The 16,271-nt window shown below is 68.7% G+C and carries 16 protein-coding genes; 6 read left to right on the top strand and 10 right to left on the bottom strand.

Annotated elements, in window-relative coordinates; genetic code table 11:
- The 5 genes from ACFVVI_RS34650 to clpS form a co-directional block, all read right to left on the bottom strand.
- Positions 1 to 276 carry a MoaD/ThiS family protein gene (locus ACFVVI_RS34650; RefSeq protein ID WP_101464168.1) on the bottom strand — a complete coding sequence of 92 codons (276 nt, stop codon included), beginning with the start codon at positions 274 to 276 and terminating at the stop codon, positions 1 to 3.
- Between the two features lie 37 nt (positions 277 to 313).
- A complete protein-coding gene (locus ACFVVI_RS34645) occupies positions 314 to 727 on the bottom strand; it encodes a M67 family metallopeptidase (protein ID WP_358071628.1) in 414 nt (137 codons plus the stop codon).
- 214 nt (positions 728 to 941) lie between these two features.
- Positions 942 to 2,003 carry a P1 family peptidase gene (locus ACFVVI_RS34640; RefSeq protein ID WP_387449099.1) on the bottom strand — a complete coding sequence of 354 codons (1,062 nt, stop codon included), beginning with the start codon at positions 2,001 to 2,003 and terminating at the stop codon, positions 942 to 944.
- 33 nt (positions 2,004 to 2,036) lie between these two features.
- A complete protein-coding gene (locus tag ACFVVI_RS34635; RefSeq protein ID WP_378996723.1) occupies positions 2,037 to 2,606 on the bottom strand; it encodes a DUF2017 domain-containing protein in 570 nt (189 codons plus the stop codon).
- Positions 2,607 to 2,627: 21 nt separating this feature from the next.
- Positions 2,628 to 2,975, bottom strand: a complete 348-nt coding sequence (gene clpS, locus ACFVVI_RS34630; protein ID WP_101464172.1) for an ATP-dependent Clp protease adapter ClpS — start codon at positions 2,973 to 2,975, stop codon at positions 2,628 to 2,630.
- 61 nt (positions 2,976 to 3,036) lie between these two features.
- On the opposite strand from clpS, the gene ACFVVI_RS34625 reads away from it, so the two are divergent.
- The 6 genes from ACFVVI_RS34625 to ACFVVI_RS34600 all read left to right on the top strand — a co-directional run bounded on the left by ACFVVI_RS34625 (position 3,037) and on the right by ACFVVI_RS34600 (position 9,982).
- Positions 3,037 to 4,350, top strand: a complete 1,314-nt coding sequence (locus ACFVVI_RS34625) for a nicotinate phosphoribosyltransferase (RefSeq protein WP_387449096.1) — start codon at positions 3,037 to 3,039, stop codon at positions 4,348 to 4,350.
- A 126-nt stretch (positions 4,351 to 4,476) separates the two neighbouring features.
- A complete protein-coding gene (locus ACFVVI_RS34620; RefSeq protein WP_378996718.1) occupies positions 4,477 to 5,031 on the top strand; it encodes an isochorismatase family protein in 555 nt (184 codons plus the stop codon).
- 11 nt (positions 5,032 to 5,042) lie between these two features.
- A complete protein-coding gene (locus ACFVVI_RS34615) occupies positions 5,043 to 5,579 on the top strand; it encodes a DUF4375 domain-containing protein (RefSeq protein ID WP_379314616.1) in 537 nt (178 codons plus the stop codon).
- Between the two features lie 55 nt (positions 5,580 to 5,634).
- Entirely contained in the window at positions 5,635 to 7,680 is a 2,046-nt protein-coding gene (locus ACFVVI_RS34610; RefSeq protein ID WP_379314615.1) for an ATP-dependent DNA helicase, read from the top strand.
- A 95-nt stretch (positions 7,681 to 7,775) separates the two neighbouring features.
- Entirely contained in the window at positions 7,776 to 8,480 is a 705-nt protein-coding gene (locus ACFVVI_RS34605) for a hypothetical protein (protein ID WP_378996712.1), read from the top strand.
- Positions 8,481 to 8,680: 200 nt separating this feature from the next.
- Positions 8,681 to 9,982, top strand: a complete 1,302-nt coding sequence (locus ACFVVI_RS34600) for a glycosyltransferase 87 family protein (protein WP_387449094.1) — start codon at positions 8,681 to 8,683, stop codon at positions 9,980 to 9,982.
- A 1-nt stretch (position 9,983) separates the two neighbouring features.
- Here ACFVVI_RS34600 and ACFVVI_RS34595 read toward each other — a convergent pair whose 3' ends face one another.
- From ACFVVI_RS34595 to glgP, 5 genes are all read right to left on the bottom strand, one after another.
- Positions 9,984 to 10,793, bottom strand: a complete 810-nt coding sequence (locus ACFVVI_RS34595) for a hypothetical protein (RefSeq protein WP_378996708.1) — start codon at positions 10,791 to 10,793, stop codon at positions 9,984 to 9,986.
- A gap of 218 nt (positions 10,794 to 11,011) precedes the next feature.
- Positions 11,012 to 11,560, bottom strand: a complete 549-nt coding sequence (locus ACFVVI_RS34590; RefSeq protein ID WP_387449092.1) for a DoxX family protein — start codon at positions 11,558 to 11,560, stop codon at positions 11,012 to 11,014.
- A 183-nt stretch (positions 11,561 to 11,743) separates the two neighbouring features.
- On the bottom strand, positions 11,744 to 12,157 hold the full coding sequence (locus ACFVVI_RS34585) for a hypothetical protein (protein ID WP_378638878.1): 414 nt from the start codon (positions 12,155 to 12,157) through the stop codon (positions 11,744 to 11,746).
- A 68-nt stretch (positions 12,158 to 12,225) separates the two neighbouring features.
- Positions 12,226 to 13,587, bottom strand: coding sequence for an NCS2 family permease (locus ACFVVI_RS34580; protein WP_378996704.1), 1,362 nt, complete (start codon positions 13,585 to 13,587; stop codon positions 12,226 to 12,228).
- 83 nt (positions 13,588 to 13,670) lie between these two features.
- Complete coding sequence (gene glgP / locus ACFVVI_RS34575; protein ID WP_387449089.1) at positions 13,671 to 16,241, bottom strand: alpha-glucan family phosphorylase; 2,571 nt, start codon at positions 16,239 to 16,241, stop codon at positions 13,671 to 13,673.
- Positions 16,242 to 16,271 lie beyond the last annotated feature (30 nt).

Below are 16,271 nucleotides of genomic sequence, written 5' to 3'. Positions count from 1 at the left end.
TCAGGCGCCGCCGGCCACGGCGGGCAGGATGGTGACCGACGCGCCCGCGGGCACCTCGGCTTCCAGCCCACCCGAGAAGCGCACGTCCTCGTCGTCGACGTAGATGTTGACGTAGCGGTTCAGCTTGCCGTCCGACAGCAGCTTCTCGGCCAGCCCGGGGTGGTTCGCGTCGAGATCGGCGATGAGCGCGGACAGCGTCGAGCCCTCGCCCTGCACCCGCTTCTCACCTCCGGTGATACCACGCATGATGGTCGGAATGGACACGGTTACCGGCATGGGGGCTCCTCGGGGATGGTGACTGTTCTCGGACGGTTCAGTAGGAATCGACGATGCGCACCGGTTCTTCGGTGACCTCGCCGTCGACGATGCGGTAGCTGCGCAGTTCGTGCTCCTGCGGGTCGCGCGTGGAGACCAGCACATAGTGCGCGTCCGGTTCGGCGGCGTAGGAGATGTCGGTGCGGCTCGGGTAGGCCTCGGTGGCGGTATGCGAGTGGTAGATCACGACCGGCACTTCGTCGGCGTCGTCCATCGCGCGCCACACGCGCAGCTGTTCACCGGAATCGAACCGGTAGAAGGTGGGCGAGCGTTCGGCGTTGACCATCGCGACGAAGCGTTCCGGCCGGTCGCTGCCCTCGGGGCCGGCGATGATGCCGCAGGCCTCGTCCGGGTGGTCGGCGCGAGCGTGCGCCACCATCGCGTCAACGAGATCGGCCCTGATCACCAGCACTTCATCGACCCTTTCCACATCCTGCGTGCGCGCTGTCGAGCACCTTCCCCGACAACGACCCACCCTATTCGGGTATTCCGCGGGGTATGCACTCCGGTCCCAGCCGGGTCGTCACCGCAGGCGCGGCAAGCCGCCGAAGGGCTGGTCAGCAGGCAGTTGCGGCCACCGGGCAGCCGCACCACCGACAGTGGGCGACCTCGCGCGAGGTCGCCGATCAGCGCGGAAACAGATCGTAGTAGGCGGGGATCCCGGCGATCGAGGTCGCGGCGAGCACCGCGTCGACGACGGCGCGCTCGACGACCACCGCCGCGGCCGTACACAACTGGTCGAGCAGCAGCAGGTCGGTGGGGAAAGCGCGCGGCAGCGCGAGCGGGGTGACCTCGACCGCGCCGGTGGACAGCGCGAACAGGGTGTCGCCGTCGAGCGGGGAATGCACGGGGCGGATCGCCCGGGCGAGTCCGTCGTGCCCGGTCGCGGCCAGCCGTCGACAGCCGGCTGGGTCGAGGGCGGCATCGGTGGCGATCACCCCGATCGTGGTGTTGAGCACCATGCTCTTCGCGGGGAGCGCGGCAAGTGCGGCGATCTCGTCCGCTGTCGCGTGCCGCAACCCGAAGAAGTCGGGTCCGTCGGTGCCGACGCCCCACGGCAACCCGGTGCGCGGATCGACGACCGACCCGACGGGATTGGCCACGATCACCGCGCCGACGGTCACCCCGGCCCCGGGGCCGTCCGCGAGAACCACACTCGCCGAACCGATTCCGCCCTTGATCGCGCCCGCCCGCGCACCGACACCGGCGCCCGCGGTGCCCCGGGCGAACTCGGTCGACGCCGCCGCGGCCGCGCGATAACCGAAGTCCGCGCCGGGCCGGATACCCCAGTCCCCGACCGGCAGATCGAAGATCACCGCGCCGGGCACGATCGGGACCACCCGACTCGGGTCGGCCGGGTCCATCGGAATGCCCTCGCGGTGTTCCTCCGACCAGCGCATCACCCCGTCCGCGGCGGCGAGGCCGTACGCGCTACCTCCGGTGAGGAGCACGGCATTCAGTTGGCGAACGGTGTTGGCCGGGTCGAGTAGGTCGGTTTCCCTGGTGCCGGGTCCGCCGCCGCGGACGTCGACCGAGGCCGTCGCGCCGCCGGGGACCCGCACGACCGTGCAGCCCGTCGCGGCGCCGGTACCGAGGGTGACTTCGGCGTCGAGCGCCTGGTGATGCCCGACCAGCACCCCGGCGACATCAGTGATCGAGTTGCGTACTCCGGGGCCGCTGCGCATCATCTCGTCCTTCGTCGGCGATTCCGGTCGTCGCGCTCACGGCGCGAGCGCTTGCAGTAGTGAATCCTGCATCCAGGTGAGCCAGTGGTAGACGTCCAGATGCGGGGCGCGCGGGTCTTCCGGATCGAAATGGTCGGGCGTGTCGTCGTCGATGTCGAGCAGGGTGCCCAGCGCGAGCCGGACATCGGTGAGCGCGGCCAGCCACGCGTCGGCCTGCTCGGGCGTGAGCGCGATCTTGCCGCCCACTTCCGGGCAGCTGTCGAGGACGGTCTGCCCGGCGGCCAGTTTCGCGTCGATGATCTCCGGCTCGTGCAGGCTGCGCAGCGCGCTGTTGAGATCGGCGCGCGTGGCATCGGGCGAACCGGGCTCGGCGCGGTGGAAATCGGGCAGCAGACGCAGCAGTTGCGGATCGTCGGGCGGGGTGGAGCTGCCCGTGCGCAAGCCGGTGAGCGCGGCGAGTTCGTCTTCGGGAGCGTCGGCTGCGCGGTCACTGAGCAGTCCGGACACCGCGCCGATCAGAGAGCGAAGGACGGTGGCCTCGTGCTCGTCCATTTCGGATCGAAGCTTGAGGCCACTCAGTGAGTTCTTCCTGCTCCACTTACGCACAGGCCCAGGTTACTCAGGTCGTCAGTCGCGCTGCATGGTTGCCCAGAGCCCGGCGGCGTGCAGCCGGCGCACGTCCTGCTCCATCTTGTCGCGCGATCCCGAGGACACCACCGCCTTGCCCTCGTTGTGCACCTGCATCATCAACTCGGTCGCCTTGGCTTTGCTGTAGCCGAACAGCTTCTGGAAGATGTAGGTGACGTAGTGCATGAGGTTCACCGGATCGTCCCAGACCACGGTGACCCAGGGCCGGTCCTCGGCCTCCAGGATCTCGGTGTATTCGGTGGTCTCCGGTGTCGCCTGCGGTGCCGACAGTGCGGCGTTCACAGCGTCGGTGACGGCGCCGGCCCGAACGTTATTGCACACGGCCATAAAAACCAGGGTACGACGAGGCCCGCAGGAAACAACACCCGCGGTGACTAGAGTTTCTGGTGTGCAGATCCGTGACGAGTTCGCCAGCAGCGCGCTGCTGACCGACCAGTACGAGCTGACCATGCTGGCCGCGGCGCTGGCCGACGGTTCGGCTCAGCGACAGTGCACCTTCGAGGTGTTCGCCCGGCGGTTGCCGAACGGGCGCCGCTACGGCGTCGTCGCCGGCACCGGCCGTCTGCTCGACGCGCTGACCCGCTTCCGCTTCGGCCCGCAAGAGCTGGCCGTGGTCGCGAAGTTCCTCGATCCGGCCACCGTCGACTGGTTGCGCGAGTATCGCTTCACCGGCGATATCGACGGCTACGCCGAAGGCGAGCTGTACTTCCCCGGTTCCCCGATCCTGACCGTGCGCGGCAGTTTCGCCGAATGCGTGCTGCTCGAGACCCTCGCGCTGTCGATCTTCAATCACGACAGCGCCATCGCCTCGTCGGCCGCCCGGATGGTGAGCGCGGCCGCGGGCCGCCGGATGATCGAGATGGGATCGCGACGCACCCACGAGCTCGCCGCGCCGTCGAGCTCGCGTGCCGCCTACCTGGCCGGATTCGACGCGACCTCCAATCTCGAGGCCGTGCGCAGCTTCGGCGTGCCCGGCGCGGGCACCAGCGCGCACGCCTTCACGCTGCTGCACAGCGGCGCCGACGGCGAACACGAAGCCGCGGCGTTCCGCAGCCAGATCGACACGCTCGGCATCGGCACCACGCTGCTGGTCGACACCTTCGACATCACCCGGGGTGTCGCCACGGCCATCGAGGTGGCCGGGCCCGAGCTGGGCGGTGTGCGCATCGACTCCGGCGACCTCGGCGTCCTCGCCAGGCAGGTCCGCGACCAGCTCGACGAACTCGGCGCCACCGGCACGCGCATCGTGGTCTCCGGCGACCTGGACGAGTACGCGATCGCGGCGCTGCGTGCCGAACCGGTCGACGTGTACGGCGTCGGCACGTCGGTGGTCGTCGGTTCGGGTGCCCCGACCGCGGGCATGGTCTACAAGTTGGTCGAGGTCGACGGCATCGCGGTGGCCAAGCGGTCCAGTCACAAGCAGTCGCGCGGCGGGACCAAGAAGGCGGTGCGATTGGCCCGCGCCACCGGCACGATCGTCGAGGAGATCGTCTATCCCGAAGGCGGAGAAGCACCGGCCACCAACGGTTTTCAGGTGCGGGAGCTGCAGGTGCAGCTGGTTCGCGAGGGCAAGGTGGTCGACGGTGTGGCGACGCTGGCGCAGAGTCGCGAGCTGGTCGCGCGCGGGTTGGTGAGCCTGCCGTGGGAAGGGCTGAAGCTCTCGGCGGGCGAGCCCGCCGTGCCGACAACGTTCCTCGGCTGAGCGTCGCGGCACGCCGACGTGCCGACGACTCTCGACCGCACCGGCACCCGGTCGGCCACCGCGCCGGGGTGGCCGCGTGGCGTCGCGCGGCGGAGAATGGTGCGGTCGAACGAGCTGGAGGATGACATGGGACGCGGTCTGATCATCGTGGACGTACAGAACGATTTCTGCGAGGGCGGCTCCCTCGCGGTCGCCGGCGGCGCGGCGGTAGCGGCCGCGATCACCGACTTCGTCGCCGGTGAGCAGTACGATGCGGTCGTCGCCACCCGCGACTGGCACATCGACCCCGGCGCCCACTTCTCCACCGAACCCGACTACGTCGACTCCTGGCCGCCGCACTGCCGAGTGGGCACCCCCGGCGCCGATTTCCATCCCGCGCTCGATGTCTCGCCCATCCAGGAAACGTTCTCCAAGGGCGAGTACACCGCCGCCTACTCCGGCTTCGAAGGCGCGGCGGCGGACGGCACCTCTCTCACCGATTGGCTCCGAGCTCGCGGCATCGACGCCGTGGACGTGGTCGGCATCGCCACCGACCACTGTGTTCGGGCCACCGCGCTGGACGCCGCCGAGGCCGGATTCGACACCACCGTCCTGCTCGATCTCACCGCGGGCGTCGCCCCCGAAACCACCGAGACCGCCCTGACCACCCTCCGCGATGCGGGCGTCGGGCTGCGTCCCTGAATACTTCCCCCATGGACTATCGATTCCCGGCGCACACCCGATCCGCCCTGACGAAGGCACTCGCCGAGACCGACAGCATCCACGACGCCGCCGACACCGTGTTCTGGTCGAACCCGGCCACCGACGACCTGCAGCGCCTCGGCATCGCCGCGTTCGGCAAACTCCCCCCGGCCTTCTCCCACCTGCTGGCCCTGTCGAGCCTGCACACGAGCGTTCTCGACGCGGGCTTCTCGAGCTACCTGAAAACCCGCCGCAGCGAACTCCCCTGGGCCACAAGAGGTTTACGTGCAGCAGGCATGCCGCAACTGGCCGCCGCGGCCATCATCGCCGCCCGCGACGCCTCCCTCAGCTCCCCGAACGACGACCTCGACCGCTTCTGGGAAGACGAACACCAGACCCTCGCCACCCCCGACCAGATCCGCCGCCCCACCGGCGACCGCGCCGAAGACCCCGACGAGATCTACGACATCAACGAACCCGAGGATTTCGAGCAGCGAGTCCTCGACTACGTCCGCGATCACATCGACGACTTCGTCCGCGAGTCCTGACCGGGCTCGCCATCGCTCGGGCAAACCTGTCCGAGGGTGCGGATAAGCTGCCAGCGTGCCCGAACTCCCTCCCGTCGCCGACCTGCTCGTCACCGCCGTGCATGCCCTCGGTGGCAAGGAACGCACCGGGCAGACCACCATGGCCACCGCCGTCGACCACGCGATCGACACCAAGGAGCACCTGGCCGTCCAGGCGGGCACCGGCACCGGCAAGTCGCTGGCCTACCTCATCCCGAGCCTGCGGCACGCGGTCCGTACCGGTCGCACGGTGGTGGTCTCCACCGCCACGATCGCGCTGCAACGCCAGCTCGTCGACCGCGATCTGCCGCGCCTGGCCGAGGCACTCACCAAGCCGCTCGGCCGCGCACCCAAGTTCGCGATCCTCAAGGGCCGCAACAACTATCTCTGCCTGAACAAGATCAACAGCGTGATCCCGGAAGACACCGGCGGCGAGGCCGAGCTGTTCGACGCCTTCGCCATCTCCCGCCTCGGCCGCGAAGTCCAGCGCCTCAACGAATGGGCCTCCGACACCGAGACCGGCGACCGTGACGAACTCGCCCCCGGCGTCACCGACCGCGCGTGGCGCCAGGTGAGCGTGGGCTCGCGCGAATGCCTCGGCAAGTCCCGCTGCCAGTTCGGCCAGGACTGTTTCGCCGAGAAGGCCCGTGCGGAATCGGCCCAGGCCGACGTGGTGGTCACCAACCACGCGCTGCTGGCCATCGACGCCATCAGCGGCATCCAGATCCTGCCCGAACACGACGTGGTGGTGATCGACGAGGCGCACGAACTGGTCGATCGTGTCACCGGCGTCGCCACCGCCGAACTGGCCGCGACCGCGATCAGCGCGGCCGCCCGCCGCTGCACCAAGCTGATCGACGAACGCGAGGTAGACCGCCTGGAGGGCGCCGCGGAGGCCTTCCACCAGGCACTGGAGGATCTGCCGCCCGGCCGCTGGGACCAGATGCCCGACGGCATCGCCCCGGTGCTCGCCCTGGTTCGCGATTCCGCCTGGAACGCGCGCACCGCCATCGCACCGCAGGGCACCGTCAAAACCCAGGACGACCCCGACAACGCCGCCGCCCGCACCATGGCCGTGGCCGCCATCGACGACGTGCACGACGCCGCGGTCCGCGCGCTCACCGCGTTCGAGGAAGCCGACCCGGCCGCCCGTCGCGATGTCATCTGGTTGTCGGCCGACGAGATGCGCGGCGTCGCCCGCCGCACCTTGCGGATGGCGCCGCTCTCGGTCGGCGGCCTGCTGCGCAGCAGGCTGTTCGGCACCGCGACAGTCGTGCTCACCTCGGCCACCCTGCAGATCGGCGGCTCGTTCGACGGGCTCGCGATCACCTGGGGCCTGCCGTCGCAGTCGCGCGGCAAGGTCGATGCGGCCATGGCCAACGGCGCCACCGCACCCGCCGACCTGGAATCGGTGCGCTGGAACGCCCTCGACGTGGGTTCACCGTTCGACCACGCCAAGTCCGGCATCCTCTACGTGGCCAAACACCTGCCCGCCCCGGGCCGCGACGGCCTCTCGCCCGCCTATCTCGACGAGATCGAACAGCTCATCACCGCCGCCGGTGGCCGTACACTCGGCCTGTTCTCCTCGATGCGCGCCGCCAAGGCCGCCACCGAGGCGCTGCGCGAGCGGCTCGACACCCCGGTGCTGTGCCAGGGTGACGATTCGATGGGCGCGCTGGTGCGCAAGTTCGCCGACGACCCGGCCACCTCATTGTTCGGCACCCTCACCCTCTGGCAGGGCGTCGACGTGCCCGGACCGTCGCTGAGTCTCGTTATCCTGGACCGCATTCCGTTCCCCCGGCCCGACGATCCGCTGCTCACCGCGCGCCAGCGAGCGGTGGAGTCGCGCGGCGGCAACGGTTTCATGACCGTGGCCGCCAATCACGCCGCCTTGCTGCTGGCCCAGGGCACCGGCAGGTTGCTGCGCAGCGTCGACGACCGCGGCGTGGTCGCGATCCTCGACTCCCGCCTCGCCACCGCCCGCTACGGCAGCTACCTGCGCGCTTCGCTGCCGCCGTACTGGGAGACCAGCGATCCCGAGGTGGTTGCCAAGGCACTGCGCCGGCTCACCGACTCCGCCTGAGCGAAGCCGACGCTTGCAGGTCGAGTCTTGCAATCGAGGTGACCACACTCGTGAATCAGCGAGCGTGCGAACGCAAGACGTGAGAACGTGTGGTGATGATGCACCACGCCGATGGCGAGGTACTCGGCGAATTTCTGGTCAGCGCAAGATCTTTGGCCGAGTACCGCGCGATGTTCCATCTCTCCGACGATGATCTGGCTGGGCGCCGTGTCCTCGATTGCCCCGGTGGCGCAGCAAGTTTCGCGGCCGAGGCAAGCGCCATGGGTGCCGAAGTCACCGCGATCGATCCCATCTACGCCACCCCACCGACCGAACTGGCCGCCCGCGCGACCCCCGAAACCGAACGCGCCGTGGCCTGGGCACACTCCCACGCCGACCGCTACCGCTGGGACTGGTACGGCTCCACGACAGAACACGCCGCGATCCGTCGCGGCGCCGCCGCCCGCTTCGCCGACGACGTGCGCGCCGCGCCCCACCGCTATCTGGCCGGCTCGTTACCCTCACTCCCGTGTCCCGACGACGCGTTCGACCTGGCCCTGAGCTCGCACCTGCTGTTCAGCTACGCCGACCGGCTCGACGCCGACTTCCACCTGGCCGCCCTGCTCGAACTGGCGCGCGTCGCCACCGTCGAAACCCGCGTCTACCCGCTGCTCGACTACACCGGCGCCCCACTCGACGACCTCATCGACCACCTGCGCACCGAACTCCACGACAAGGGCATCGCCACCTCCCTGCAAAAGACCGGGTATGAGTTCCACCACGGCGCCGACACCATGCTGACGTTGCGTCCGGCGGCCTGATGGGCGAGTGCGGGGCGGGCGCGGCGGCCCGCAACGCGCACGCCGAGAACGGTTCGCCGCCAGCCGTACCCGCTTTCATGTCGTTTTCCTACCGAAGTCGGTCCGCCGCCGAGCGCCGTCGACCCGGCGCGGTAGGTTCTTAGTCGTGCATACGATGTGGGCCGGCCGGTAGTACGGCCGTGGCGGAGAGATCTCGAGGCGTGGCACTCCCGCGCACGACCCTGACGCTTCTTCTGCTACTCGGTGCCGCCGCCTTAGGCGTGACGCTGCTGTTCACCACCATGGACCCGTGGATGGACAGCGGCGGGATTCTCGTCGGTGGTCTCGACGTGCACATCTACCGCGACGGCGGCTGGCGGGTCGTGCACGAACGGGCGCTCTACATCGAGCCGACGCACTACGGCCTGCTCTACACCTACACGCCGTTCTCGGCCGTGGTCTTCCTACCGCTACTGCTGGTGCCGTGGGCGCACGTCACCACGACCTGGATGGTGCTCAACCTGCTGGTGCTGTTCGGGGTTGTGCTGCAGAGCTTCCGGATGCTCGGCTACCGCGCCACCCCCGGGCTGGCCGCCGTCAGCGCACTGCTCACCCTGGCCTGCACCTTCGCCGAACCGGTGCGTACCACGCTCTACTACGGGCAGATCAATCTGGTGCTGATGCTGGTGGTGCTGTGGGATTTCTCCCGCGCCGAGAACAGCAGGTTGCGCGGCATCGGCGTCGGTATCGCCGCGGGTATCAAGCTGACTCCGCTGTATTTCATCGCCCAGTATCTGGCACAACGGCAGTGGCGCGCGGCCGCGACCGGCGCTCTCACCTTCCTCGCGTCGATCGGTCTGACCGCGCTGATCCTGCCGAGCGACTCGTATCAATACTGGACGTCGACGTTCTTCCATTCCGGTCGCATCGCCCCGGATGTCCACCCCGCCAACCAGTCCCTGCGCGGCGCCATCGCCCACCTCACCCACGGCCCCGCGCCGGTGTGGTTGTGGCTGTTGATCGCCGTGCCGATCGCGCTGGTCGCGCTGTGGCTGGCCGCCGTCCTGGTCCGCCGGGGCGAACCCCTGCTCTCGGTCACCCTCGGCGGCCTCACCGCCTGCGCGGTCTCCCCGTATTCGTGGGGTCACCACTGGGTGTGGTTCGTTCCGCTGCTGGTCTACCTGATCCACCGCGCTCAGACCCGCGCGCCCTGGTGGCTCGCCGCGGCCGCGCTCTACCTGTCCATCGCCGCCTGGACCTACACCTACACCCCCACCTGGGTGAGCGTCGGCACCTTCCTGCTCCCCCCGTGGTGGCCGCTGCCCCAGGTCCTGATGAACATCTACGTGATCATCTATCTGAGCACCCTCGCGGGCATCGCCCTGCGCATCCGCGCCCGCAAACTTCCCCCGGCCCCCATCGAGCCCGCCATCGATCTCGCTGTCCCCGAACAGCTTTCACCCGAAACCCGGACCGTCGCCGCCCCACACCCCGACGACGACCGCCCGGCGATGATGAACTGAACTACCCGCAGGACCAATCGAAAACGCCCGACTCCAGGTCGAGCTGGGCGTTGCCGCCGCCGAAGTTCATCCCGGAGATCTCCTCGATCTCCAGGTAGTACGGGGTCAACCCCTCGGGCAGCGCCTGCACGGGGAAGGCGGTGCCGCCGAGGTGGGAGCGGCCGAAGAGCGGCTCGGCCCACGTGGTCCAGCCGGAATCCTCGGTGAGCGGGTCCTGGTATTTGGTGTTCGGCTCGTATTCGACCGGGGGAACGCCCACGTTCGGGTCGGCGATGCGCTCGGCGAGCCAGACGCCGACGGTGGGGTGCACGTCGTCCCACGCATTACAGCCCTCATCGCTCGCGGTCGGGGAACCCGGCTTGCGAACATCGGCGGGCGGGGCGACGGGGCCGCCGGCGAATTCCTTGTCGGTGAGCCAGATCAGCGCGAAGGCGCCGCCGATCTCGTCGTGCATGATCTGCAACTTCGGGTGCAGGCGGGTGGACACGAGATCGCGGGCAAGGGGATCGTCCGACGAGGCGTCGGCCTCGACCGCGTCGGTTCCGGCGAACTGCCCCTCGCCCTGGAAGAGCGCGATGGCGGGGAACCCGGGTCCGCGACGCTGGAAATCGGTGGGCAGGCGCAAGGTGAGCGCGTGCATCATCGGCAGGCCGGTGACAGGTCCGCGCGGCCACGTCGCCGGATCGATGGCCGGTCCCTCACTGCCGATCCAGCCGGAGCGCACCGGCGCGTCGAGCACCAGCGGATCACCCTCGGGCGTCTCGGCCAGTTTGTCCGCCGAGTCTCCGAAACCCAGGTCGTAAGCCTTCATCGCAGCTCTCCTCTTCCATCCGCGGACAATGCGTGGCGCCGCTGTGTACAGGCGCCGCCACGAGGTTAATCGCTGCCACCGACTCCCCGCGCGTGCTCCGTGGAACCACGGACGTACGGGCGATGACGAATCAGCTCGAGGCGGCGCGAAAGAGGCGGCGCGGCAACCGAACCCCGGTCACCGCGCCGCCTCTCGACGATCAGCGTTGCTGCGTCGGATCAGAGCACAGCCTTGAAGATCAACGTCACCACCGCGGCCACGACGGCGAGCGCCACTGCCCCACCGCCCCACACCACACCCTTACGCTGCCACGGCCGCCCGGCGTCGAGCGAGAAACGCCCCGGTCCGGTGAACGCCAGCGCCGCGGCGGCCAGCGCGAACAGCAGCGGCGTCGTGAACCCCGGTACCGACGGATCCGCCGGGAAGAGCCCGCCGCTCCACAGCACGTTGATGGCGTTGATCATCGTTCCGAGCACGATGGCGGCGGCCAGCGGCGTGAACAGCCCGAGCACCAGCAGCAGCCCACCGACCAGTTCGGCGAGCCCGGCCAGGGTGCCGAAGAGTTCGCCGGGGTTGTAGCCCATGGCGGTGAAGCCGTCGGCATTGGCACGCCAGCCTGGTCCGTTGAACCAGCCGAACAACTTCTGGGTTCCGTAGGCGGCCATCAGTCCACCGAAGCCGACGCGCAGCACCAGCAGGCCGATGCCTGCGGCGGTGGTTTCGTCGGTGGTGGCGGTAGGAGTCAGGCGGGTAGCGGTGTCGGTCATCGTGTCCTCGTCTGCGAATCGGAAACATCCCCGCAACCGGACCGCGGTCCGATTGCCTTCCTCGATCACAACCCTGGGTCCGGTGCCACTATTTCACGCCGTTCCGAGCAATTCTGTGATGCCGGTCACAATCGATCGAAAAGGGCCGCCCCATCGGGGCGGCCCTGCTCGCAATTCCTCAGATCACCACGCCATGGTGGCGTAGCCGACCAGGGTCTCCTCGGACTCCTGCGACAGCTTCCACATGCCACCGATGTTCTTCCAGGTCACGGGGATCGGGAAGGCGTAATCGCCGAGGCGGCTGTTCAGAGTGGCCGACAGAGTGTCGCCGTCCACGGTGACCGGGCCGGAGACATCCCAGCTGTAGCCCGGGATCCGGTTGACAGTGTCGCGCACGACCGCGAGGCTGCCGCCGTTGCCCGACTCGAGCTCGGCCGACGAACCGTTCATGGCCGCCTGCAGCTTGCCGTACAGCTCGCCGACCGAGGGCGTGGCCGGTGCGGCGATCGCGGCGGGGGCGGTGGCGACAACAGCGGCGGTAACCGGCGCGAAGATGGTGGCAAACGCCATCGACGCGGCAACGAGCGAACGCTTCATGGGTGGATCTCCTCTAGTTAGGCAAGCCTAGGCTAGCCTGAGTATAGACACACCTATGGCCGGAACGTCTACTCGACCAAGAAGAAGAAGTACGCGAGAAACAGCACCATCAGCGCCCACATGGCCGGGTGCACATCCTTGATGCGACCCTTGGCGACCATCACGATCGGGTAGAAGATCATGCCCATGGCCAGACCGTTCGCGATCGAGTACGTCAACGGCATCATGATGACGGTGATGAACGCGGGCACCGAGTACTCGAGGTTCTGCCAGTCGATGTCGCCGAGCGAACGCGCCATCAGGATGCCGACCACGATCAGCGCGGCCGAGGTGATCTCGGCCGATCCGGCGACCACCGAGAAGATCGGATAGCAGAACATCGCGATCAGGAACCAGCCCGCGGTGGTCACCGCCGTGAGACCCGTTCGGCCACCCGCCGACACACCCGCCGTCGATTCGACATACGCGGTGGTGGTGGAGGTACCGATGATCGCGCCCGCGGTGGTACCCACCGAGTCCGCGGCCATCGCGCTCGCCGCGCGCGGCAGGGTGCCGTCCTTGTTCAGCAGACCGGCCTGGTTGGCGACGCCGATCAGGGTGCCCGACGCATCGAAGAAATCGACGAACAGCATGGTGAGCACGACCACGATCATCTGGCCGGTGAACGCGTCGGGCAGATGGATGATCGCCTGACCGAAGGTCTGATCCAGGCCCTTCGGCATCTCGGCGATACCGTCCGGCACGCCGACCAGACCGGTCACCATGCCGAGGACCGTGGTCGCGACGATGCCGTACAGCACCGCGCCGTGCCAGCCGATCACCAGGAAGACCACGGTCACGATCAGCCCGAACAGCGCGAGCAGGGTGGTGCCCTTGGTGAAATCGCCGAGGGTCACCAGCGTCGCGTCACTGTTGACGACGATGCCCGCGTTCTTCAGACCGAGGAACGCCACGAACAAGCCGATACCCGCGCCGACCGCGAACTTCATCTGCAGCGGGATCGCGTTCAGGATCCGTTCCCGGACCTTCGTGACCGCCAGAACGAAGAAGATGATGCCCGAGAGCAAGGTGCCCGAGAGCGCTACCTGCCACGGGATACCCATGCTGAGCACCACGGTGTACGCGAAGAACGCGTTGAGACCCATGCCCGGCGCGAGCGCGATCGGGTACTTCGCCCACAGGCCCATGACCAGCGTGCCGAAGACGGCGGCGACGGCGGTAGCCGTGAAGACCGCCTGCATCGGAATGCCCTTGTCGCCGAGGGCGCCTTCGTCACCGAGGATCGACGGGTTCACCGCCAGCACATACGACATCGCCAGGAACGTGATCGTGCCCGCCATCGCCTCGCGCTTGAAGGTGGACCCACTCGACGAGATACCGAAGTATCCGTCGATGCGCCCTCGGGCACGGGTTAGGACGTCGCTGGCCATGACTCTCCTCAATGATCGACCCAGGAACGGTAGCGGAAAGTTCACTGAATCGAATAACCCGGCGCCTGTGTCACCGTGTACGGTTACGCGCCCGCGACGGCCACCAAGCCCAGTTCGGCGTCGGACGCGAGCAGCGCGTTGTGGGGAAGCACACGGACCGTGTACCCGACAGCACCCGACAGCGGGACCGGAGCCTGGATCGAATACAGCTCGCTGCCCTCGTCGGCGCCGATGTGGCGCATCTCGATCGTGGTCGTATCGGAGAGGTCGTCGGTCGGCGAGACCCGGCCGAGTATCGCCTGCACCACCACATCCGACGGCGCGAGCCCGCCGAGGTCGACGCGCGCGTGCAGTGACAGTTCCGCGCCGATCACCGGGGTGTCGGGCAGGCCCGAGCTGTCGACCTGCGCGATCCGCACCGACGGCCACGCGGCGTCGACGCGCCTGCGGTACTCGGCGACCGCCGCGGCGCCCGCGAACTTGTCGGCGGCGGCCCGGCAGAACGCGGCGGCCGCCGGTCCGTAGTACTGCTCGGCGTAGTCGCGCACCATCCGCGAAGCCAGGACCTTCGGGCTGGTGGTCTGCAGGGTGTGGCGCACCATCTCGGTCCAGCGGACCGGCACATCGCCGGCGTCGCGGTCGTAGAAGCGCGGCGCCACAGTGCGTTCGACGAGTTCGTAGAGCGCCGAGGCCTCGAGATCGTCGCGGCGCGATTCGTCGCGGACACCGTCGGCGGTGGGGATGGCCCAGCCGTTCTCGCCGTCGAACATCTCGTCCCACCAGCCGTCGCGGATGGACAGGTTGAGGCCGCCGTTGAGCGCGGACTTCATCCCCGAAGTACCGCACGCCTCGAGCGGGCGCAGCGGATTGTTCAGCCACACATCGCAACCCCAGTACAGGTAGCGGGCCATCGACATGTCGTAGTCGGGCAGGAAGACGATGCGATGACGCACCTCGGGATCGTCGGCGAACCGCACCACCTGCTGGATCAGGGCCTTGCCACCGTCGTCGGCGGGGTGGCTCTTGCCCGCCACCACCAGCTGCACCGGCCGTTCGGGGTCGAGCAGCAACGCGCGCAGGCGTTCGGGGTCGCGCAGCATGAGGGTGAGCCGCTTGTAGGTGGGGACACGGCGGGCGAAACCGATGGTGAGCACGTTCGGATCGAAGACGTCGTCGATCCAGCCGAGTTCGGCGTCGGCGGCGCCGCGCTGTCGCCAGGAATCGCGCAGCCTGCGCCGCACTTCGTCGATCAGGACGCCGCGCAACGTGTTTCGCGTCGACCACAGCTGACCGAGGTCGACGTCGCTGAGCTTCTCCCAGCCCCGCGCCTCCTCGACCAGTTCGGGCCCGACGAGTTCGCGGGCCTTGTCGATCCATTCGCGCGCGGCCCAGGTCGGGGCGTGCACGCCGTTGGTGACCGAGCCGATCGGCACCTCGGCCGCGTCGAATCCGGGCCACAGCGCCGCGAACATCTCCCGGCTCACCTCGCCGTGCAGTTTCGATACCCCGTTGGCGCGCTGGGCCATGCGCAGACCCATGTGCGCCATGTTGAACACCGAGGGGTCGCCCTCGCGCCCGAACGCGAGGATCCGGTCCACGGAAAGCCCCGGCAGCAGCGCGGATTCGGACTCGCCGTGCGAGCCGCCGAAGTACCTGCGCACCAACGGCATCGGGAAACGGTCGATGCCCGCGGGCACCGGGGTGTGCGTGGTGAAAACGGTTCCCGCCCGCACCGCGGCGAGCGCGGTCTCGAAATCCAGTCCACCCGCGATGAATTCACGCATGCGCTCGACGCCGAGGAAACCCGCGTGGCCCTCGTTCATGTGGAAGACATCGGGATCGGGCAGGCCGTTGGCGCGGGTGTAGGCGCGCACCGCGCGCACGCCGCCGATACCCGCCAGGATCTCCTGCTTGATGCGGTGATCCTGGTCGCCGCCGTAGAGCCGGTCGGTGACGGCCCGCAGTTCGGGGTCGTTCTCGGCGATATCGGAATCGAGCAGCAGCAACGGAATCCGCCCCACCTGCGCGATCCACACCCGTGCCCGCAGTACCCGCCCCTCGGACATGCCGACGTGGATGAGCACCGGCGCACCGTCGCTGGTGAGCAGGCGCAGCGGCAGGCCCTGCGGATCGAGCGCCGGGTAGTGCTCCATCTGCCAGCCGTCGGCCGACAGCGATTGCCGGAAATACCCCGAGCGGTACAGCAGCCCGACGCCGATCAGCGGCAGCCCGAGATCCGAGGCGGCCTTGAGATGATCACCGGCGAGGATGCCGAGGCCGCCGGAGTAGTTCGGCAGCACCTCGGTGACACCGAACTCCATCGAGAAATAGGCGATCCCGGCGATGTCGGTGCCGGTCTGCTCCTGGAACCAGCGCGGCCGTGTCAGGTAGTCCCGCAGACCCGCGGCGGCCGCGTCGACGCGCGCGAGGTAGGCCGGGTCGGCGGCGAGCTCGTCGAGCCGTTCGGCAGGGACCTCACCCAGCATCCGTACCGGGTCCTGACCGACGGTTCGCCACAACTCGGGGTCGAGCTCGGCGAACAGATCCTGCGTCGGGCCGTGCCACGACCACCGCAGGTTGGTCGACAACTCACCCAGCGCGGCGAGCCGCTCCGGCAAATGGGCACGGACAGTGAACCGACGGAGTGCCTTCACCCCGGAAGAATAAACGATCGCGCCCGCACT

This window comes from Nocardia sp. NPDC058114 (assembly GCF_042884695.1).
GTDB lineage: Bacteria > Actinomycetota > Actinomycetes > Mycobacteriales > Mycobacteriaceae > Nocardia.
This window is presented reverse-complemented; position numbering and strand designations above follow the sequence as displayed.